19 protein-coding genes are annotated in these 20,591 nt (G+C 41.4%); 9 read left to right on the forward strand and 10 right to left on the reverse strand.

Features of this window, described 5'->3' with window-relative positions; genetic code table 11:
* The first annotated feature begins 106 nt into the window (after positions 1-106).
* Genes ASG46_RS07440 through ASG46_RS07450 form a run of 3 tightly spaced genes read left to right on the forward strand, consistent with a single transcriptional unit; the run spans position 107 to position 2,438 of the window.
* Positions 107-1,036 (forward strand): ABC transporter ATP-binding protein, encoded by a 930-nt coding sequence (locus tag ASG46_RS07440; protein WP_008347360.1) that lies wholly within the window; start codon positions 107-109, stop codon positions 1,034-1,036.
* Positions 1,033-1,983 carry an ABC transporter permease subunit gene (locus ASG46_RS07445; RefSeq protein ID WP_035390029.1) on the forward strand — a complete coding sequence of 317 codons (951 nt, stop codon included), beginning with the start codon at positions 1,033-1,035 and terminating at the stop codon, positions 1,981-1,983. Before ASG46_RS07440 ends, ASG46_RS07445 begins: the two co-directional genes overlap by 4 nt.
* Before the next feature lie 26 nt (positions 1,984-2,009).
* Complete coding sequence (locus ASG46_RS07450) at positions 2,010-2,438, forward strand: DUF4064 domain-containing protein (protein ID WP_007497283.1); 429 nt, start codon at positions 2,010-2,012, stop codon at positions 2,436-2,438.
* A 43-nt stretch (positions 2,439-2,481) separates the two neighbouring features.
* Here ASG46_RS07450 and ASG46_RS07455 read toward each other — a convergent pair whose 3' ends face one another.
* The 7 genes from ASG46_RS07455 to ASG46_RS07485 form a co-directional block, all read right to left on the reverse strand.
* Positions 2,482-3,810 carry a CitMHS family transporter gene (locus tag ASG46_RS07455; protein ID WP_052320571.1) on the reverse strand — a complete coding sequence of 443 codons (1,329 nt, stop codon included), beginning with the start codon at positions 3,808-3,810 and terminating at the stop codon, positions 2,482-2,484.
* 293 nt (positions 3,811-4,103) lie between these two features.
* Entirely contained in the window at positions 4,104-6,170 is a 2,067-nt protein-coding gene (locus ASG46_RS07460) for a beta-galactosidase (RefSeq protein WP_056703985.1), read from the reverse strand.
* A 23-nt stretch (positions 6,171-6,193) separates the two neighbouring features.
* On the reverse strand, positions 6,194-7,402 hold the full coding sequence (locus ASG46_RS07465) for a glycoside hydrolase family 53 protein (protein ID WP_056703988.1): 1,209 nt from the start codon (positions 7,400-7,402) through the stop codon (positions 6,194-6,196).
* Positions 7,403-7,413: 11 nt separating this feature from the next.
* Positions 7,414-8,256: a sugar ABC transporter permease gene (locus ASG46_RS07470; protein ID WP_007497274.1), complete on the reverse strand. Its 843-nt coding sequence runs from the start codon at positions 8,254-8,256 to the stop codon at positions 7,414-7,416.
* A 1-nt stretch (position 8,257) separates the two neighbouring features.
* Positions 8,258-9,496: a carbohydrate ABC transporter permease gene (locus ASG46_RS07475; protein WP_024720443.1), complete on the reverse strand. Its 1,239-nt coding sequence runs from the start codon at positions 9,494-9,496 to the stop codon at positions 8,258-8,260.
* Between the two features lie 145 nt (positions 9,497-9,641).
* Positions 9,642-10,907, reverse strand: a complete 1,266-nt coding sequence (locus ASG46_RS07480) for an extracellular solute-binding protein (RefSeq protein WP_056703990.1) — start codon at positions 10,905-10,907, stop codon at positions 9,642-9,644.
* A 172-nt stretch (positions 10,908-11,079) separates the two neighbouring features.
* Positions 11,080-12,075, reverse strand: coding sequence for a LacI family DNA-binding transcriptional regulator (locus ASG46_RS07485; protein ID WP_056703993.1), 996 nt, complete (start codon positions 12,073-12,075; stop codon positions 11,080-11,082).
* A gap of 171 nt (positions 12,076-12,246) precedes the next feature.
* Between ASG46_RS07485 and ASG46_RS07490 the strand changes: the two genes are divergently transcribed.
* Positions 12,247-13,146, forward strand: coding sequence for a LysR family transcriptional regulator (locus ASG46_RS07490; RefSeq protein ID WP_025208260.1), 900 nt, complete (start codon positions 12,247-12,249; stop codon positions 13,144-13,146).
* 16 nt (positions 13,147-13,162) lie between these two features.
* Here ASG46_RS07490 and ASG46_RS07495 read toward each other — a convergent pair whose 3' ends face one another.
* The 3 genes from ASG46_RS07495 to ASG46_RS07505 form a co-directional block, all read right to left on the reverse strand.
* Entirely contained in the window at positions 13,163-14,839 is a 1,677-nt protein-coding gene (locus tag ASG46_RS07495) for a hypothetical protein (protein WP_056703996.1), read from the reverse strand.
* 82 nt (positions 14,840-14,921) lie between these two features.
* Entirely contained in the window at positions 14,922-15,332 is a 411-nt protein-coding gene (locus ASG46_RS07500) for a hypothetical protein (RefSeq protein WP_024720438.1), read from the reverse strand.
* A 12-nt stretch (positions 15,333-15,344) separates the two neighbouring features.
* Entirely contained in the window at positions 15,345-16,829 is a 1,485-nt protein-coding gene (locus ASG46_RS07505) for a lipase family protein (RefSeq protein WP_056704001.1), read from the reverse strand.
* A gap of 115 nt (positions 16,830-16,944) precedes the next feature.
* On the opposite strand from ASG46_RS07505, the gene ASG46_RS07510 reads away from it, so the two are divergent.
* From ASG46_RS07510 to ASG46_RS07530, 5 genes are all read left to right on the forward strand, one after another.
* Positions 16,945-17,445, forward strand: coding sequence for a DUF1433 domain-containing protein (locus ASG46_RS07510; protein WP_041092634.1), 501 nt, complete (start codon positions 16,945-16,947; stop codon positions 17,443-17,445).
* An 86-nt stretch (positions 17,446-17,531) separates the two neighbouring features.
* On the forward strand, positions 17,532-18,014 hold the full coding sequence (locus ASG46_RS07515) for a DUF1433 domain-containing protein (protein ID WP_056704003.1): 483 nt from the start codon (positions 17,532-17,534) through the stop codon (positions 18,012-18,014).
* Positions 18,015-18,092: 78 nt separating this feature from the next.
* The gene (locus ASG46_RS07520; protein WP_008347333.1) at positions 18,093-18,578 is read left to right on the forward strand and encodes a hypothetical protein; all 486 of its coding nucleotides are present in this window, start codon (positions 18,093-18,095) and stop codon (positions 18,576-18,578) included.
* 99 nt (positions 18,579-18,677) lie between these two features.
* Positions 18,678-19,613, forward strand: a complete 936-nt coding sequence (locus tag ASG46_RS07525) for a nucleoside hydrolase (protein ID WP_025208254.1) — start codon at positions 18,678-18,680, stop codon at positions 19,611-19,613.
* A gap of 116 nt (positions 19,614-19,729) precedes the next feature.
* Entirely contained in the window at positions 19,730-20,563 is an 834-nt protein-coding gene (locus ASG46_RS07530) for a MurR/RpiR family transcriptional regulator (protein ID WP_034646848.1), read from the forward strand.
* Positions 20,564-20,591: the final 28 nt, after the last annotated feature.

The following is a 20,591-nucleotide window of genomic DNA, read 5'->3' on the forward strand; positions in this document are numbered from 1 at the left end:
TGGGCATTGCTGTACCATATGGAAGTGTTCTTCTATTTTTGACGGATCATGGTGTTTATCAGGAAATAGATGATAGATGATACTTAGACAAAGAAGGAGAGGTAACGTGACGAACGTTTTAGAACTGCAAAATGTATCTAGGCATATTCGCGGGAAAAAGATTGTTCAAGACTTGAGTTTCTCTGTCCAAGCGGGCGAAGTCTTTGGCTTCTTAGGGCCGAATGGCGCAGGAAAAACGACAACCATTCGCATGATGGTCGGTCTTTCTCCCATTACATCCGGTGACATTCTGATTAATGGTCATAGTATTCAAACCTCATATCAGCATGCCATCCAAGATGTCGGTGCAATTATTGAAAATCCAGAAATGTATAATCATTTAACGGCAAGACAAAACCTTGTTCATTTTGCCAGAATGAATGGAAAAGTGGATGAAGGTCGAATTGATGAACTGCTAGAACTAGTTAGTTTGCAGCATGTGAAACATAAGCGTGTCCGTACGTTTTCATTAGGAATGAAGCAGCGTTTGGGGATTGCTCAGGCATTGATACATAAACCGAAACTGCTAATCTTAGATGAGCCGACCAATGGACTAGATCCAGAGGGAATTCGTATGATACGAGATTACTTGAGAAGGCTGGCAAAGGAAGAAGGGCTTGCTGTCATTGTTTCAAGTCACCTCATGTCAGAAATGGAATTGATGTGTGATCGTTTCGCCATTATCCAAAAAGGAAAGCTGATTGCGATTGAGGATCAGCGTGCGGAGACGAAGCAGGATGATTTGGTCAATTATCGAATGAAAGTAGCATCAAGTGAGCTTGAAGAAGCTCAAAAGCTCATTGAAGCATTTGAGGAAGGCATCACAGTTAGAGAAGAGGAGCAGTACTTATTCTTCTCCATCCTAGAAGAGAAAATGCCACAATTGATTCGTCATTTGAGCGAGGCTTCTATTCATTTGTACGAAATCAAAATAGAAAAACAAACCTTAGAAGATAAGTTCTTAAGCTTAACAGGTAAAAAGGAGGCAGACGTATGATTCGCCTCATTCAAAACGAGTGGATGAAAATCAGTTATCGTGTGGGTACTTGGATTATGGTGGGGCTTCTTGTTTTAGGTATGATTGCGACGTTGATTTTTGCTGTTAAGACAAATGACGGAGATCAAGCATCCGGTGATTGGAAAACTGAGTTGCAAGAAATCAATAAAGCAAAGAAGCAAGAATTGAAAGAGGATAATATAAGCTTTTATAAGAGATCCCTTGAAACCGAAATAGCGATCAATGAGTATCGAATCAAACATGATTTACCTCCAGCCGATCAATTCGGTAAAAATGCATGGACTTATGTGGAAACAAATGCTAATTTGCTTCAGCTGGTCGGTGTATTTGTGATTATTATTGCAGCCACAATTGTCTCGGCTGAATATAAGCATGGTACAATTAAATTATTATTGATTCGTCCACCATCAAGGTTGAAGGTTCTTTTGTCTAAATACTTTACCGTTCAACTATATTCACTTTTCTTGATCGCTGTCCTATTTATCTTATCCTTTATCTTAGGTGCGATATTCTTTGGACTAAACAATGATTATGTGTATTTGGCTTATCAAAATGGTGAAGTCATTGAACGGTCTCAGTTTGCAAATATGGTCTCTTATTATTTGGCGCATTGTGCTATGTTTGTTGTATTAGGGACACTTTCTTTTGCCATCTCAACGGTGTTTAGAAGTGAGGCCATTTCCATAGCGATTAGTGTATTAGCCTATGTTGTGGGAGCATCCATCACAAGCATTTTGATGTTCTTCTTTGATTGGGCGAAATATTTATTGTTTGCCAACGATCCTGCACAGTATTTCGCAGAAACACCTACTTTTATCGAAGACATGTCCCTAGGTTTCTCACTAACGGTCCTAGTCATTTATTGGGCTATCTTCTTGGCGGTTGCTTTAATCGTCTTCCAAAAGCGAGAAGTAAAAACAGGTTAATTTAACTTTTTAGGAGGTTTCTATCAATGATTAAGCGTAAAGGTGAAAAAATTATGGGGATTATCAGTATTGTCCTCAATGTGATTGGTGTTGGTTTTGGGGCATTGATGCTCTCTGTGGACCCAGCATTTTATGAAGAAATGAATGAAATTTTACAAGAGGAAGGCAGCGCCTTGCCAGTTGAAACACTTGAGGCATCGGTTCATGCCTTTGGCGTTCAGTTTATGGTTGTTTCCGCAATTGCGGCTGTCTTAGCCCTTGTTGGTGTGATTGTTTTGAAAACAGACCGCCGTGCCGTGCTTTCTGGTATTCTTTTCTTGGTTTCCGCTGTGACTCTTTTAATTGGAACTGTTGGTCTTGCTTTCGTTCCGATGATCTTGTTGCTAATCGTTGGATTGATGTCACTAATTAGAAAACCGAAAACAGACATTCACACGAGTGAATATCCTTCATAATTCAAAGAAAAAGACATGCGCTGGTTTGCGCATGTCTTTCTTTTTATATGATGCCAATCAGTTTGGCGATGATGAGTAAAACGATACTGAACCCCCACATCCAAAAGAAAGAGTAGCGGATATGTTTCCCCATATCGACCCCTGCAAGACCGATGGCAAGCCATACAGCAGGTGCAAGGGGGCTGACAAAGGTGCCGATGATATTTCCAATCATCATGGCGTATGCTGCAGATGTCCCTGACACACCAACCTCTGATGTAATCGATTCGACAATCGGCAAGAGTGCATAATAATAGGCATCCGTACTTGTCAGCATATCAAGAGGAACCCCAAATATCCCCACAATGATATGTAAAAATGGCAGTAAGAAAGCTGGCAAAATGTGAATACTGTCCACTGCAATTGCCTTCAGCATGCCTGTTCCTTCAAGAATTCCTAAAAAAGAACCTGCGGAGAAAATAACAGCTGCCATCATTAGTGCACTTGGAGCATGCGCCTTAATTCTCTCCATTTGTACATTTACATTTGGAAAGTTAATCAGAAGTGCTAGTGAAAGACCAATCATAAACATATAACTAGCAGGAATCACGTTCAGCACGAGAAGGACAACAACAGCTAAAAATAGAATGAGGTTGACCCAGATTAAGTGATAACGCTTTAAAGACGCATCGCCTGTTTCGCTGATCGATTGAATAGCACGATCCCAATCGGCGCCTTCTAATTGGACAGCAGCTATTTCATTTGCCGCGATTTTCACCCGAATTCGTTTTTCTTCTCTTTTTCCTAAAATGAATGCCATTCCTAATACGAGCACGACCCCGATCAGCTGAATGGGAATAAGCGGTACCCACAGTTCAGATGGGTCCATATTTAGGACACTAGCTGCCCGTCCTGTGGGGCCAGCCCATGGAATCATATTGGTTAATCCAGCACTCGTTCCGATTAACAATAGCAATAAATAAGGACTCATATGTAATTTTTTATAGAGCGGAAGCAGTGCAGGTACAGTTAATAAAAAGGTTGTAGCGCCTGCTCCGTCTAAGTGTGCGATGACCCCAATCAAGGCAGTTCCCATCGCAACTGTGACAACATTCCCTTTTGTCAGCTTGATTAACGCTTTAATTACAGGTTCAAAGAACCCTGTATCTTGTAAAATGCCAAAAAATAAAATGGCGAAGATAAACATGGTCGCCACTGGCAAAACTTTGATAATCCCTTGTTCAAAGAAAGTTTGAATGTCATTGATACCAAATCCTGCGATGAGCGCCCCTATTAAAGGCACCATGACCATGGCGACAATTGGACTTGCTTTCCCCCAAATCAGCAAAACAACAATCGTTAAAATAATCAACAATCCAACAAACGTTAACATAAGCCCCTCCCCCTACAATAAACCGTTTACATTTGTTTGTTTTTTACCAATGCAATCCCACATTTGCATTGAAAAAAAGAGTATCAAAAATATGAGTATTAGGCAACCGCTTTCATACCTATACAATGGTAAAAAAGGATGGCGGGGCCAATCATGGTGCGGTGTTCAATATGTCAAAAAATTTAGATAAAAAATAATACTTCTATTGATAATCTACTGCCAGGAGAAATTATATAGGTATTTAGATTCAACAAAAAGTAAAAAGCGCCCTTTGGATGGACGCTTCTTTCACACTATTTTTTCAAAATAACGTATTCGTAAGGATTCAGTTGTAACAGTTGAGATGTATGCTGTCCAGTCAGCATATTTTCATAGCTTTCCGATGAATCTAGTGAAATGTTCTGTTGCTGTTCTGTAAAATTCATCATAAACACAAAGTCCTGCGATCCATCTGTTCGTTTCTGGACACTGACGCCCTCTGGAATCGAAGAGGATAGGATCGGTTGTATGCCTATTCCTGTGATAAGGTCTTCGTAAAAATCATCATAAAACGCCTGCTCATTTTCAGAAGCCATATAGTATGCTTTCCCTTTGCCAAATGGACGGACAGTAAGGGCGGGCTGTCCTTCATAGCAGCCATTCTCAAAATGCCCTAACACAGAGGCTGTTTCAGGATGAATGGACTCGCAATATTGCCCGACATGATAAGTGCGTCCATTTCCTGTGGTCATTAAAACGTGTTCATCTGGCATCAATGTGTTGATTTCCTCTGCCCAAACACCAAGTACATGGCGGAGAGGACCGGGGAAACCACCAAGGAAACAGAGGTCGTTTTCATCGACCATGCCGCTCCAGTATGTTGCCACAAAAATGCCGCCCTCTTTGACAAATGCTTCGATCTTTTCTGCCACGCCTGGTTTGATCATGTAGAGCATTGGTCCAACAAGCACTCGATAGGATGAGAAATCCTTTTCCATCCCGACAATATCAACAGGGATGCCCTTTTTCCAGAAGCTTCGATAATGAGTTTGGCAAGCCTCTACATAGCGTTTGTTGGTATTATTTAAGCCTTGCGCATCATCAATTGCCCAATGGTTTTCCCAATCATATATGATGGCGACTTCTGGTTGAACGGATGTACCCGCAATCGGCTGAAGCTGCTCCAGCTGTTTTCCTAAATCAGCGACTTCTTGAAACACACGCGTGTGTTCATGTCCTGAATGATCCACAACAGCGCCGTGGAATTTTTCAGAGGCGCCTCGACCTTGTCTCCACTGGAAATAAAGGACGGAGTCGGACCCGTGGGCAATCGCCTGCATGGCAGAGAGGTGTGCCATTCCTTTATGCTTCACCTTATTCACTTCATGCCAGTTCACGAGGCTTGGTGTGCTTTCCATCACAAGAAACGGCTGACCGCCCTTTAATGAACGATACAAATCGTGAACGAAGGCGACGTTTGACGCTAATTCTGCAGTGGTTTCTCTGCCGCTATGCCATGCTGGATAGCTATCCCATGAGATCACGTCGACTTCTTTTGCAAATTGATGATAATCCAGTCCAAGGAATGGACGCATATGAGGATAGTCGCCCATAAAATTGGTGGTTACTGGCACATGAGGTGTTAATTCTCGTAGCGGTTCAATTTCATTTTGATAAAAATTGATCGTTTGCGCTGTGACAAAACGCTTCCAGTCTAGGTTCATGCCGTGAATCATGTGCTCCCCATGCGGTGCAGGTGACTCGATTTGTGACCAATCGGTAAAGGTGTGGCTCCAAAATCCCGTCCACCATGCTTGATTCAAAGCTTCAAGGTCATGGTTGTATTTGTCTTTCAAATAGTCTCTAAATGCTTCTTGGCAAAGATCACAATGACATTCACCGCCGTATTCATTTGAAATGTGCCACATGATCAGCGCTGGATGGTCCTTGTAGCGTTCAGCAAGCAAACGATTGAGTGTATTCGTTTTTTCTCGATAAACCGGTGAGGTGAAGCAATGATTATGGCGAAGTCCGTGTAAGTTGCGCTGGCGGTTTGCTTCAACGCGTAAGACTTCTGGATATGTTTGCGAGAGCCAAGCAGGTCTTGCTCCGCTTGGCGTGGCGAGAATGGCGTGAGCTCCCTGCGCTGCCAAGCGGTCCATGATATCATCCAGCCAGGCAAAATCATATTCCCCTTCTTTTGGCTCGAGCTTGCTCCAAGCGAAAATATTGATAGAGAATGTTTGACAGTGTGCAAGCTTCATTAATCGAAAATCTTCGTCAATGATCTCCGGCATATGGAGCCATTGATCAGGATTATAGTCGCCACCATGCAAAAAGCCTTTCACATTTGGGTGAACGAGTGGGTAACGCTTTCCCATTTTGTCACGTCCTATCTGTTTAATTACGGTGTCATTTGTTTAAATACATCAAGAGAAGGCAGGGCTTTTCCGTTGAAATCAAACATGGCCTGATTTTCCCAAGCATTCCCGACTGTCCCGGTTGTTTGAATATAAGCGAGCCCGTATTGACTAGACCACGGAGCACCTTTTGCTGGAATCCAAAGCGGCTCCCAATAAAAGAACCCTTTCCCGCGATTGTTTTTCACTTGTGAAATTTTTTCTGATAGATCTCGTATAAAAGATGCCTGCCCTTGTGGTGATGCTGGATAACCGGCCGTATTGACTGAATCTTGGTTAAATGAGTTATCGAGGTTGTCACCATTTGCTGTTGTAAAGCCGTAGGCGGTTTCTACCACGATGACATCTTTGTTATAGCGGGCGCTAATATCATTCATATTGGTAGTAAGACCGCTAAATCCCCCGTCCCAATACGGGTAGTAAGATAAACCGATCGTATCGAAGGAAACGCCTCGTTTGGTGATTTCATCAAACCACCAGCGAGATGCACCATTGTCCCCCCCATGTGCAAGATGAAGCATGACTTTGATGTTTGAATCGACAGAGCGGACAGCATTTGTTCCCGCTTTTAGCAAAGCAGCGAGCCGGTCAAATTCACCGCCGCCTTCACCCCAGCTCTTTCCGTTCGGCCAAAGCATACCTGAATTCAATTCATTCCCGACCTGTACCATATTTGGCAGGGCATTTTGTGCTTTCATCGCTTTAAGTACATCGCTTGTGTAAGTGCCAACCGCTTTCTCTAAATCGCTTTGCGAGAGATTGGTCCAAGCTTTCGGTTTGAACTGTTTACCGGGATCGGTCCAGAAATCACTGTAGTGAAAATCAAGCAGCACTTTCATATTTTGTGCTTTTGCACGTTTCGATAGAGCAATGGCGGTATTTAAATCGTTTGTCCCCCCGTTATAGGCCCGGCCTTGGTTGTCGTATGGATGGTTCCAGAGTCTGATGCGCACATAGTTGACACCTTTCTCTTTTAATAGCTTGAGCGGATCAACCTGCTGCCAGTTTTGGTTGTAGTATTTGCCGCCGCTTCGCTCCACTTCTGCGAGCATGGAGATATCGGCTCCTTTGATGAAATCACCTTGCAATCCATTGATCGGTTTCACCGAAATCGTATCAGCCTTTGCTTCAGGCAGAATACCTAATCCCATCAGAAAGAAAACGACAACAGTGACAAGCAACCATTTCTTCATCAAATCTCCCCTTATCCTTTTGTCCCGCCTTGTGTGAGGCCGGATACAAATTGTTTTTGTAAAACAAGAAACAATAAAGCAACTGGAATCGCAATGAGTAAAGCCCCGGCTGCAAAGGTCGTGTAGCTGGCACCCATTTTGTCTGATACAAGATTGTATAGACCGATTGGGAGCGTATACATTTCGGGTGAGCGGACAATGACACTGGAGATGATGAAATCACCCAGCGGTCCTGTAAATGAGTTGATGGCAACAACGGCTAAAATCGGCTTGGCAAGCGGCATAATAATTTGGATGAAAATCCGGAAATGCCCTGCGCCATCCATTCTGGCTGATTCATCGAGATCCTTTGGAATCGCATCAAGATAGCCTTTCATTAAATACGTATTCATCGGAATTTGTCCGCCTGCATAAATCAAAATCAATGCAAGGTGGCTGTTAATGAGTCCAAGCATTTGAGCCAATACAAATATGGCAATCAGTGCTGAAAATTGAGGAATCATTTGCAGCAGCAAAAAGAGCATCAGTCCATTCTTGCGTCCTTTGAATCGGAACCTAGAAAAGGCATAACCTGTAAAGCTAACAAGGATCAACGTTAAGAGCATAGTCGCAATACTGATTTTCATTGAGTTCCAATACCATTTTGCATAAAGTGCCCCCTGACCGAAGAAGAGTTCTGTAAAGTGGCTGAACGTTGGATTCTTCGGAAACATGCTTGTGCTCATCAGGCTGTTCCCAGGATTAAAGGAAGCGCCGATCGTCCAAAGGAGTGGATATAGAATACAAACGGAGGCAATGAAAAGGATGAAATAAGTAATACTCAGGCGAATGAGCTTATTTTGTTTTGATCCCATATCACATCATGTCCTCCTCTTTAAATGAATTCGTTCTCTTAAATTGCCAAAGTGCAATGGCAATGACGAAGATTGACAGTAAGATCGTAACAGCGGCAGCGAGTGCATATTGAGAAGACTGCATCGTCAGTTTGTAAATCCAAGACACCAAGATGTCTGTGCCCCCAGCAGTTGAGCCAGCCACAGGCGGTCCTCCGCCATTAAATAAGTAGATGATATTAAAGTTGTTAAAGTTAAATGTATATTGCGTGATTAATATAGGTGCAATTGAATAGAGGACAAGCGGTAATGTGATGGAACGGAATTTCTGAAAGAAATTTGCCCCATCAATGGTTGCAGCCTCGTATAAATCTTCAGGAATGGCCTGCAAAACGCCAGTTGTCATAATGAACACAAAAGGAAAACCAAGCCAAGTCTGCATCGCAATAAGAGCGATTTTGCTCCAAAATGGATCTGTCAGCCATGGTTTTGGATCAATTCCAATCGATGCAAAAAGGGTATTGTTGATCGCACCAAACGTGTCGTTAAACAATCCAGCAAACACCAAAATGGTCACAAATCCTGGAACAGCCCACGGCAGAATCAAAATCGTTCTGAAAAACCGTTTTCCTTTTAAATCTTTTTGATTGAGCAGAACCGCTAGGAAAATGCCGACAGCACATTGAAGGGTCGATGCAGCCAACGTCCATACGACCGTCCAGCCTAGTACATCAATGAATGTGTCTCTCCAAATATCGATTGAAAAGATATTTTGAAAGTTTTTGATGCCTACCCAATCAATGAGATTGGCAGGAGGCGAGTGGTATAAATCATAGTTTGTAAAGGCCAGCGCAAAGCTGAACATAATAGGAAAGACAACAGAGAATAGAAGTAAAAAGAAAGCAGGAGTGCTCATTAAGTAAGGAAAGCCTTGGTCGATGAGCTGATGGTATTGAGCACGGATGGAATGAAGCGGAACCCCTTGATCACGTTTCTTTCCGTTCATAAATGCATCACGTATCATGAGTACATAAAAACCGATGCCAAATCCAGCTGTTAAAAGTGCAATAATTCCTTTTGCTAAAAGGAAAACAGAGTTGTCACGAGGCAGCATCGTACCAAGTGTGAACAGCCCCCAGAAGCCAATATTGAATAAATCATAAAACACAAGTAGAAAAGAAACGCCAAACAGGAAAAAGAGTGTCCCTTTGCCATACTGTTTGTTGTATATTTGCCCCATCCCGGGTATAAGAGAGAACATTAGCGCCCGTCTCCGGTGTGTCTTTGATTCCACTATGTGTGTGCGGTCTAGTTCAAGGTTACCCGTCACGTTTAACACCTACTTCATATGAAATTAGATCAAGTGCAGGCAGCATGACAGATGAACAGCTACCTGCGCTTGGTGTTTATTTGGAGTGATTCGCTTTAATTTGCGAGTCGATTTGTTTAACCGCATCATCAAATGCTTTTTTCACATCGGTACGGCCAGTCGCAATCAGCCCTAATGCGCTGTCAATTGGCTTCCACACCTCTGCCATCTCTGGATTGTTCGGTGTCAGTGTGGCATATTTCGTTTGCTTTGAAACAGCATCCGCATTAGCGTTTTCAGTAATGACTGGGTCTTTCATCAGTTTTTTCACTGGTGGAATTTCCTCTGTTACTTCAAAGCGCTTTTTCGAATTTTTTTCGTTCGTGATAAACTCAACAAATTTCTCGGCAAGTTCTTTATTTTTAGAATAAGAGGAGACGTTGTAGCTCTTTACACCTAAGAACGAGCTCATATGTTTTCCGTTAGGGAGTGTTGGTAGCTCGGACACGCCATAGTCGATACCCGCTTCTTTATAAGGACCAAATGACCATGGACCAGAAATCACAGCCGCTGCCTTTTTCTCAGTGAATAAGGAATTGAGGACATTGATTCCTTGCTCACCAATGATGCCTTTCGGGAAAAGTCCTTCGCTAAAGAATGTCTGAATGTATTTTCCGCCTTCGATGGCACCATCGTTATTAAGACCAATATCATTGACGTCATAAGAACCATCGTTTTTCTGTTTGAAAATATAGCCACCTGAACCGCCTAATACACTTTCTGCGTAGTAAATTTCATCCCACTTCGCAACAAAACCGTATTTCCCGTCCTTTGTCAGCTTTTTCGAAAGGTCATACCAGCCATCGAGTGTCGTTGGTGCCTTTTTGACAAGGTCTTTGTTGTAGAAAAGCACAGTGGTTTCAACGGATTTTGGCAGGCCATACAGCTTACCATCTATCGTTTGTGATTGAATCGATTCGTCTGTGAAGGAATTGATCACTTTTTCATCTGGTTTGATTTCTTGTAACAATCCCTCTGTGACAGCTGATCCAATTTGGTCGTGAGGCATGGTGATGACATCTGGACCAGTGCCGGCTGCGCCATCAAGACGAAGCGCTTCAATTTGGTCGGCATATGCTTTTTCGACCACTTTGACTTTCACGTCGTTTTGTTTTTCAAATTCTTTGACGGCGTCTTGAATCCCATCAGACTTTTTGACATCCTCCCACACTAGCAAGGTCTTTGTACCTGTAGATGCCGGCTGTGTACCGCTTGAATTGTCATCTCCTGGTCCGCATGCTGACAGCAGCAGCACAGCAGTACCAACGACTGCCGATAATGTCGCCCATTTTCCCTTTTTCATTCGTAATCCCCTCTCGTTCTTTTTTCACAGATGATAAGAAAACGCTTTCTTAATGTGAGAATATCAACTTGAGTAAAAAAAGTAAACACATTTTATTAAATTTATTAAGTAAAATTTTTTACTGAAATAAAGAGAAAAGAAGCCCACCATATACGGCAGGCCTTCCAGCTGTTTATATCGTGCTTTTCCGAAAGACAGGTTCTGAGGCAATCAGCACGGTTTTTGGTAATGTTCTGCCATCAACAAGTCTTTCTAAAAGTAAATCGACAGCTGTTTCGCAAAGTAAAGAGGTATGGATGTGATAAGTTGTGAGCGGTGGTGACACATATTGAGAGACGTGAATATCGTTGATACTAAAGACACTCACTCGATTTGGTAAAGAAAAACCGCGTTCATTTAATGCTTGTAAACAGCCTATCGCAAGAGGATCACTTGCGACACAAAAAGCGGTTGGCAGGTGATCGCCGAGCTCGTCGATCGCCTTCATCATCAATGAATAGCCTTCATCTACAGAGAAGTGGTGACCGATATAGACCAATTGTTCATTTAGTTTGTTGTGTGCTGTCATGTACTGGCGGAAGGTCGTTTCACGAATATCTGGAATCCGTCTATTTGTATTGAGATCAAGATCTGTCCCGCCAATAAATCCGATGGATGTGTGCTGTTTTTCGATAAAAGAATCGATAATCTTTTCTACAATTCGTTTCAGGTTTGGTTTCACAGAATCAAAGCGGTCTTCATCTGGTGATGTATCAATAAAGACGATATGTTTTGTGATCGCATATAATTGATCAAGCTCAGTTTTTTTAAATCGACCGATGGCGATGATGCCTTCTGTAGAAGGATCAATCGATTGAAGACCATCAGATGGGTTGTAAGCGGTAACATTTAAGCTTCTGGTATTGGTGAGTTCCTCAATGCCTAGACGAATGGATTTGAAATAAATATCTTCAAGCTCTTCTTTTTCGGTCATCCAATAGAGAAAGGCAATTTTTTTTAGTGAATGTTTGAATGTCTTTTTTTGATAGGACAAAGCTTCTGCTGCCGCGTATACTCTCTCACGTGTTTGATCCGTAACCGATAGGTTGGGATCTTGGTTCAGTACGCGAGACACGGTGGCGATGGATAATCCGGCTTTTTCCGCAATGTCCTTTATTTTAGCTGCCAAGTCAGCACCTCCTATAGAAAATATCTCCTTTCAGTATAGAGTCTTTAAAAAAATTAGTAAATATTTTTATTAAATTGATTGGTTTAGGCTGTTCTTTACGAGTTGGAAAGGAATTAGTAAGATATATGTATTGAAGATGTAGGATTAAGATTTCTGATAGGAGAGGGACAGATGTATTATGATGCACTGAAGACATTTGTGACAGTGGTAGAAGAGAAAAACTTTACAAAAGCAGCTCAGAAGCTACGGATTTCTCAACCGAGTGTCAGTCTTCACATTAAGAACTTGGAGCAGGAATTTCAGACGGTTCTGCTCAATCGTTCGCCAAAGCAATTAACGGTGACGCCAACTGGGGATATGCTGTACCATCGATCAAAACAAATCATTCGTTTATATGAACAGGCGAAGCAGGATATTTATGAGCATCATCATCTGGCACGAGGGAAGCTCACGATTGGAGCGAGTTTTACCATTGGGGAGTATGTGCTGCCGCAAATTTTGGCACAATTTCATCAGCTCTATCCGCATGTTGATATTGAAGTAGTCATTGATAATACAGAGGCGATCGCTAGACATGTTCGGTTGTTCCATGTCGACATCGGACTGATTGAAGGACAAACCAATGACAAAGAACTCTCTGTAGAAACGTTCCTAGAGGATGAACTGTATATCGTTGCCCCATTAGACCATCCGTTTGCAAAGAAAAAGGATGTCACCATTGATCAATTGCAAAATGAAACATGGATCACAAGAGAAGAAGGATCTGGGACAGGAGAATACTTACAGCACGTCCTGAAATCAAATGGGCTGAAAGCGCGGACCTTTGTGACGTTTAGCAGCAATCAAGCGATAAAAGAAGCTGTCATTCATGGAATGGGGCTATCTGTTTTATCTAAATATGTCCTCCAGCGGGGCAGCATTGGCGGGGAATTGGCTGTCATTTCTGTGAGGGGAATGGACTTTAAACGGACATTTTCCTATGTCGAATCCCCGATGACAGGTGGGAATAAAAATAAGGAATTGCTTGTTGAGTTGTTGAGAAAAGAGAAAAAAGACGCTTCTCCGCAGTAGGAGAAACGTCTTTTTTTTATAATCCTTTGATGTTGATTTCATCGACTGGTAGGAAAATCTCACCTGTATCTGTATACTTCATGGTGACTTGATCCCCTTCTTTTAAATAAATAATAAGAGGCTCTTTTTCAGATGACATGGTGTAGTTTTTCCCATCGTCTAGTAAGAAGGTGACGGTTGTATAATCACCGGTCTTTTCCTTATACACCCTCTTCACTTTGCCTGTCGACTCTTTCTTTTCTTGCTTTGATGAACTATTGACGGTACCGCCGCCTTTTTGAAGAGCTGTTTTATAGGCTCTTAGTGCTTCGTTTGGTGTAGAAGCGTATGCGGCGATTTCAGGATTGGCTGCCGAAACAATAAAGTAGTTTTGCAGGAATCCGTTTGAATCGAGAACAGGTGTAAGCCAGCTGGCTTCCCCGTAGAAATTATAAAGAATCGGCATGCGGCCCTTCCATTTCTTCTCGATAAATCGTTTCTCAATAATTTGCAAAGCTCCCTGTGAATCCATGTAGGATTCTTCAAGATTACCCGTATAATACGTGGCTTTTCCTGTTCGGGCATTTGTTAGTGCATACCCGAGCATGGAATCAACGCCCTCTTTTGGACTGGTGAAATCTGTGAAGTAATACATATCCCCTTTTGAATCAAACACCGGACTTACATTGGCTTCAGTCCCCTCATCAGAAGGCAGCTTCACATCTGATTTTCCAAAGAGGCTGTTCCAGAAACCATGTACATAGTTGCCGAAGTAACTATTCTGCAGACTGACAGCCTCTGGTGACACAGCGCCATCAATAAAGGCTGGTACTTTGTCTAAGGAATATTTCTTCGTTTCACCCGTTTTGGCATCCACAACAACTACACCTGAAGCTTTAAACCCGTTTCGTGCAGAGATGAAATCTCCAAATGTTTGGATGTAATAAGGCTTGCCATCATCATTGATCTCGAGCTGCGTGTCTCCATAGAAAATCAAATCTGGGTACTGAAGACGGATATGCCGCTCAATTTCCTTATTGAAATAGGAAGAAGGCGTATAGACCATCTCGGTTTTCACAAACTTTGGATTGGCAGATGAGTCGGTCGCACTTAGTGTAAAGTAACCCGGTGTGCTACCAGAACGAATCCATTTAAAGAAATCGGAGAACTCGACGGGTGCGATATACACATACTCACCATTGACCTTCTGAATTTGCAAGCTGCCAAGCTCGTAGTAACTCGTGTTTGGCACCTGTCCGAACGATTTCTTCATCTTATTGCGAGCAAATTGCGGTGGTACACTCGCAGGTGTTTCTGTCTCATCGAACGCTTTGATTTCGACTTTTTGCTCCATTTTAGACACGTCGAATTTCTCATTTGCATTAAATAGAAAAGCGGTTGCCATATAAACACCGAGCAGCAATAAAATGAGAAATAATACGCCTTTGATCTTCCGCTCCAATCCCACTGATAAAAAGGCACCTGCTGCTGTCACAACAAGTCCAATGAGCCACAGTGATGATGGGTTGCGGTCTAAATTGGTGATGTAGTAGAAGCCGAAAATCCCGATGATAAACAGCAGTGCCAGTCCCGCAATCCACATAAGCGGCACCTGTTGTTCAGTCCCTTTCTTTCTAACGATTAACCTGAGTGGTGTGAGCAAAAGGGTCAGGACAAGACCGATCACAACCGAAAATAACAACATATATCCCACAAACAGATCTCCTTTCAAATCAATCACTCTTTTAGTATATACGAGTGAGACGGGGAAAAGATTCACCGGATGGAAGGTTCATTTAAATGCCGATCGAATCAATGGCTGATTGAACATCTTCTTTCAGCTCAAAAAATGTGAGTCTTTTTTCAATTTTTTCGATTAAGGCGTCAATGGCTTCACCTGACATATGGGTTTGGATGTTCCTTTGATGTTTGTACACGTTAATCAGAAGGTCATCAATCAGATCTACTATTTTTTTGGCTTCTTGACGATCCTCTGCAAATTCATTTTGAAGTTGATGCCGGATGGCTCTAATCAGCGCTGTTTTCTGTTCTTCTTTGATCTTTGCCTTCAAAGCAGCAAGCTCTGCTGGTGTCATATCTTCCGTGTTAAAATTTGCTTGAGAGAAGATGGAGCTAGATGTATGCGTATCTGTCACTCTCTGCAAAAAACGATCTGCGTCTGTTGGTTGTTTCTTTGAAAATTCCATTTGTCGTACTCCTTAAGAAATACCCATATTCTTGGCAAGGGTTGTATCTGCATCGTGGTATTGTTTTCCTAGCTGGCTCATATCATCTGATATTGAATCCATCCACCGTTTCATATCCATCGCATGATCAATCGCTGCATCATATTTTTTGACCGAATAGAACTCATTTTCAAGACCCTCTGTTTTTAAGTGGCGAATCACAGCATCCACATCTGAAGCCGTCAGCTGGTCATACGAACCAAAACCGACAATTTGTTTGTATCTTGAACGAACGCGTTCCACCGATTGCTCTACTTTGTCATCGAGTTTCTCAATTTTACGAATGATTTGCTGCATATGGTGCTCGGCATATGTGGAGAATTTACGCCCTGTGTTCATGAGAACATGCGACTTGATTAAAATCGCTACCACACTTTGCGGATGGACATTTGATTGGCTCAATTGATGTAACATGGCGGCAGTGAGAGAAGGGTTTTTTCTCAACATATCATCAATGGTTTGAACGGAGCCATCTGACGAAAAGGAATACCGGTCTAAGCCATGGCTGCCGGCGAGGGCTTCAAGAAATAAATTCGCATCAAGTGAAGGATTCACACTCATTGCCCGATTGAGGAGATTTTTCATAAATTGGACGGCCTTTGAGGAGTCCTCAGTGTAATCGACGCCTTCAGGTAAAGCGGCATCATACATCACTTTCACACGACCGATTTCTGTCGTATGACGATTTAAGAGAGAAAGCCCGTCATTGAGATTGATATATTCTGTTAATCTACTACGGTAATCATCTTTTAATGCTTTGGCTTGCAGACCATCCGATAGATTTGGGTAAATATTCGGATTCTCAAAGGTGACCCCGCCTTGAATAAAATCATTTTTGACAAGAACATAAGAAGCATTTGACCCGCCAAGTGAATGCCCTGTCACATACATCTTCGCATTCGGCATTTTCTTATGGATCTCTTTCGCATACCGGTCCGCCTGCACCATTTGATTCTCTGCACCGTGTTCAAAGGGGATATTTTTAATCAAATACTTCGTATCTGAAATCAACCAATCTTGTACAATCTCATTTGTATAGGTCGTTGTCCCTGTCGTCACCTTCGTCGTGACTTCCTTTGACGTCTCTGACTGGCTAAAAGGAGGCAGCTTTGTCAAAATGGTAGAAAGAAGATCATCTGACTCTTTTTTTCCATGTTTTTTAATGGTATCTTTATATTGGCCTGCCCCAATCGGTTCTGAGCCACGGTAGGCGATGACGGCGTTTTTGATTTTGGTGAGGTCTTTTCCGCCATCGGAGCGCTCGAAATCTTCTTCTGATACAAGGGTTAGTGAGTTAAGCCCTTTTTTTGTTTCTTGGTGGTCAACAACATACATTATTTTACCATTTTTCAAGTGTATATCTTTAGAATTTTCATAGTTGAAGATATCATAAGAGGCTGATGATATTTCATTATATTCTTTATCGCTAAGTTGATTAATTGCATATTTTTTGGCCAACATTTACACTCCTGTAATAATTATCATGTATATTATAAGATATTGTATGGTAAATATCTATAAAAAAAGGTATAAAAACCTATCGGTTGAATATTTAAAAGGTGGGATATTTTTTGTGAAAAAGACATTTAAGGTTGTACTGATTGTTTTGATTACTATCGTTTTTATTCTAGTATTATCACTTGTTTTTCAAAAAGATAAAGAAAAAAAATTGAATGAATCAGAAGGTGAAACAATCGTGAAAGAGAAGAACGATTTAGAACAAGCAAAAGAATTCGCAGAAGAAATGAAACCGAAAGTAGAAGAACGTTTACATAAAATAGATATTCACAACTTTATTAAAACCATTACGTTCGATAAGGGAGTAAATGTTAATCCAATGGGTTATATAATAATTAGAGGGTATATTAATGGTAACCCAGAAAAGTATGACTTCTCTGCATCATTAGAATACCGATCTAAGGAAGTAGGTACCATGACTTTTTCTCCTGAATTATCTTATCGATTTAAAGACTGGGATAAATTCAAAGATGAACCTGAACTAAAGGAAAACTATCTTAAAAGACTCTCCGAAAAAGAACGTGAACAGTATCTTAAAGATATTGGAGAAAAATAATAAAGCAGGTAATCACCTACCTGTTTTTTATTTTGTCAATTTCATTAGTCGATGGATTAAAAATCCATTAAGGAGTTTTGCTTTTTATGAGAAATACAATGAAGTTTTCTATTATAATTGTGGCCGTCATCATTTCAGTAACTGTTTTTATTGTAGAGTACATTAATAAGAGTCTGTCAGATGAAGTAGTGGAAGAGAAAAGTGATCAGGAAAAAGCAGAAGATTTTGCAAAGAAGATGAAACCTAAGGTTGAAGAGCATTTACATAAAAGAGACATTCATCACTTTATTAAAACCATAACGTTTGAAAAAGATGTGACCATCAATCCTATGGGGGATATTATAATCGATGGCTATATAAATAATGAACCGGAGAAGTTCGGATTTTCAGCTTCTTTACAATATAGTGCTAAAAAAATAGGTTCAATGAGTTATGATCCTGAGTTGTCATATCGTTTTAAAGATTGGGACAAATTTAAAGATGAACCAGAATTAAAGGAAAACTATCTTAAACGACTCTCTGAAAAAGAACGAGAGCAATATCTAAAGGACATTGGAGAAAAAGAGTGAAGCAGGTGTCTACCCACCTGTTTTATTTTTTTATTATCATTAATTGAGAAGTTTTGATTGTAAGGAGTGTTGCGTTGTATGAAAAATACTTTAAAACTTGTATCTGTTTTGGTCGTTATCATCATTGTCTCAGTGACTTCGTTAATCACTCAGCACAATAAGCAAAGTAAAACAAATGATGTGGTAAAAGAAAAGAGCGATCAAGAAAAAGCAGAAGAGCTCGCAGAAAAAATGAAGCCTAAAATAGAAGAATGTTTACGCAAAGAAGACATCCATCACTTTATTAAGACCATAACGTTTAAGAAGAGGGTAACTATTGATCCAATGGGCTACATCGTAATTAGAGGATATATAAATGATGAACCGGAAAAGTACGGTTTCTCAGCTTCTTTACAATATAGAGCTAAAAAAATCGGTTCAATGAGTTATGACCCTGAATTATCAGACCGCTTTATAGATTGGGAAGAATATAAAGATGAGCCGGAAGTGAAAGAAAATTACCTTAAAAGTTTTACTAAGGAGGAACGTGAACAGTATCTGAGAGACATTGGAGAAAAAGAGTGAAAAATATCCGTTAGCCGTATGTTCTTTAAAAAACGATGACCAAAGTAATATGCTATCATTCCCCTAACAACACTTACAAACAAGGGAGAGCTTTCAAACATGGCAAATAAAAAGAAATTGATCTTGGATGTAGACACTGGAATTGATGATGCGATTGGTATTTTGCTTGCAGTGAAAAGTAAGCGGTTTGATATGTTGGGGATCACAACGGTGTGCGGGAATGTGTCTGTTGAAGCGGCGACGTTGAATACGTTTAAAGTGCTTGAGCTGGTTGAGGCAGAGGAAATCCCTGTCATCAAAGGTGCAGTAACGCCTCTTTTGAGAGCCCCTCATTATGAACATCGGGTGCATGGGGAGGATGGAATTGGCGGCGCTTTAAAGGACGCCCGGCCTAAGAAGACCGCAGATGAAGGTTTTGCGTCTGATTTTATCATTGACCAAGTGCTGAAGTATTCGAAGCAGGTTACGCTCGTGTTGACAGGGCCGTTAACGAATTTAGCCCTTGCGGTAAAAAAATGCCCTGAGCTGATTCATCATGTGAAAGAAGTCATTTTTATGGGGGGTGTCGTGCAGGGACAGGGAAATGTCACACCGGTTGCGGAATTTAATACATATGCAGATCCAGAAGCGACGAAATTGGTGCTGGAGGCTGGTTTCCCTTCACTGACTCAAGTAGGGCTGGATGTCACGAGACAGGTCTTGTTAACGGATGAGAGAATTGATGCCATTCAAAATGAAACGTTAGCCAGTTATATCAGAGAGAGCACAAGCATTTACCGCCAGCGCTATTTTGAGCGGAATGGGGTGTGGGCATGTGCCATGCATGATCCGCTTGCTGTAAGTCTTGCAATTGATAAACAACTTGTGAATACACAGGCTTTTCATGTAGAAGTGGAGACGAAAAGTGAGTTCTGCGATGGTCAAATGATATGTGATTTTCAGCACCAATGGGGAAAAGATCGCAATCTTCAAGTGTGTATGGATGTAGATGCTGAAGGGTTTTTTGATTTAATGATCAAAGTCTTGAATTCTTAAAAAAGAAGTCTGTGCAAACAGGCTTCTTTTTTATAAGATGGGAACATGAGGAAATGTATGCGCTCACATGAATGAGGAAGGAGTGAAGTCAATTGGCTTCTGTCAGTTTAAGTAGTATGGATAAGATAAGGGCAGCAAGCAGAGGATTGCCGCCAAAACTGAAAGCAATTGCTGAGCACATTACAAGTGAGCCCCGCGACATCATCCATTTGTCGATTGTCGAGCTTGCCAAAAAGACAGCGAGCTCAGAGGCAACGATTTTTCGTCTTTGTAAAAGGCTTGGATTTGAGGGGTATCAAGATTTGAAGATTGCTATTGCCCAGGAAATAGACCAAACGAAGCCTGATTATGTAGATGAAGAGATGAGTCTTGACGATGATACTGCCGTTTTTATGCAAAAGGTATTTCAGGCGAACATCACTGCATTAAAGGATAGTTTTCAATTGTTGAATCCAGAAGATGTAGAAAAAGCCGTACAATTAATCCATGAAGCAGAGCGCTTAGAGTTTTATGGCAGCGGTGGGTCTGGCCTCATCGCCACAGATGCTTTTCACAAATTTATGAGAACAGGCATCAACTGTATTGTTCATACAGATTCTCACTTTCAAGCGATGTCGGCAGGTCTGCTTGATCAAAAGAGCACAGTGCTTGGTATATCTCATTCTGGTCGAAATAAGGATTTGCTGGATGCGATGAAAACAGCCAAGGAAAAAGGAGCGAAAACCATAGGCATTACAAGCTATCAGCGTTCTCCATTGAGTCAGCTTGCAGATGTCACGCTGTATACATCAACGCAAGAAACGGCTTTCCGAACGGAAGCGATGTCTGCTAGGCTTGCCCAGCTTACTGTGATTGATGTGCTATATTTTGCGCTTGCACATTTAAGGCAGCAGGAAACATTAACAAACTTAAAGCAAATGAGAGAAACCATTTCTCAAAAAAGAGTGTAATGGTTTCAAAAATAAATTTTTCTATTAG

Source organism: Bacillus sp. Leaf49, assembly GCF_001426125.1.
Taxonomy (GTDB): Bacteria; Bacillota; Bacilli; order Bacillales; family Bacillaceae; genus Bacillus; species Bacillus altitudinis.

What these genes read in the sequence shown, in the direction of transcription:
- ASG46_RS07455 (WP_052320571.1), bottom strand. Translation starts at nt 3,810, where the DNA reads ATGTTAACGTTTGTTGGATTGTTGATTATTTTAACGATTGTTGTTTTG.
- ASG46_RS07520 (WP_008347333.1), top strand. Translation starts at nt 18,093, where the DNA reads ATGAAAAATACTTTAAAACTTGTATCTGTTTTGGTCGTTATCATCATT.
- ASG46_RS07525 (WP_025208254.1), top strand. Translation starts at nt 18,678, where the DNA reads ATGGCAAATAAAAAGAAATTGATCTTGGATGTAGACACTGGAATTGAT.
- ASG46_RS07450 (WP_007497283.1), top strand. Translation starts at nt 2,010, where the DNA reads ATGATTAAGCGTAAAGGTGAAAAAATTATGGGGATTATCAGTATTGTC.
- ASG46_RS07515 (WP_056704003.1), top strand. Translation starts at nt 17,532, where the DNA reads ATGAGAAATACAATGAAGTTTTCTATTATAATTGTGGCCGTCATCATT.
- ASG46_RS07500 (WP_024720438.1), bottom strand. Translation starts at nt 15,332, where the DNA reads ATGGAATTTTCAAAGAAACAACCAACAGACGCAGATCGTTTTTTGCAG.
- ASG46_RS07465 (WP_056703988.1), bottom strand. Translation starts at nt 7,402, where the DNA reads ATGAAGAAATGGTTGCTTGTCACTGTTGTCGTTTTCTTTCTGATGGGA.
- ASG46_RS07480 (WP_056703990.1), bottom strand. Translation starts at nt 10,907, where the DNA reads ATGAAAAAGGGAAAATGGGCGACATTATCGGCAGTCGTTGGTACTGCT.
- ASG46_RS07530 (WP_034646848.1), top strand. Translation starts at nt 19,730, where the DNA reads ATGGATAAGATAAGGGCAGCAAGCAGAGGATTGCCGCCAAAACTGAAA.
- ASG46_RS07445 (WP_035390029.1), top strand. Translation starts at nt 1,033, where the DNA reads ATGATTCGCCTCATTCAAAACGAGTGGATGAAAATCAGTTATCGTGTG.
- ASG46_RS07490 (WP_025208260.1), top strand. Translation starts at nt 12,247, where the DNA reads ATGTATTATGATGCACTGAAGACATTTGTGACAGTGGTAGAAGAGAAA.
- ASG46_RS07460 (WP_056703985.1), bottom strand. Translation starts at nt 6,170, where the DNA reads ATGGGAAAGCGTTACCCACTCGTTCACCCAAATGTGAAAGGCTTTTTG.
- ASG46_RS07470 (WP_007497274.1), bottom strand. Translation starts at nt 8,256, where the DNA reads ATGGGATCAAAACAAAATAAGCTCATTCGCCTGAGTATTACTTATTTC.
- ASG46_RS07475 (WP_024720443.1), bottom strand. Translation starts at nt 9,496, where the DNA reads ATGTTCTCTCTTATACCCGGGATGGGGCAAATATACAACAAACAGTAT.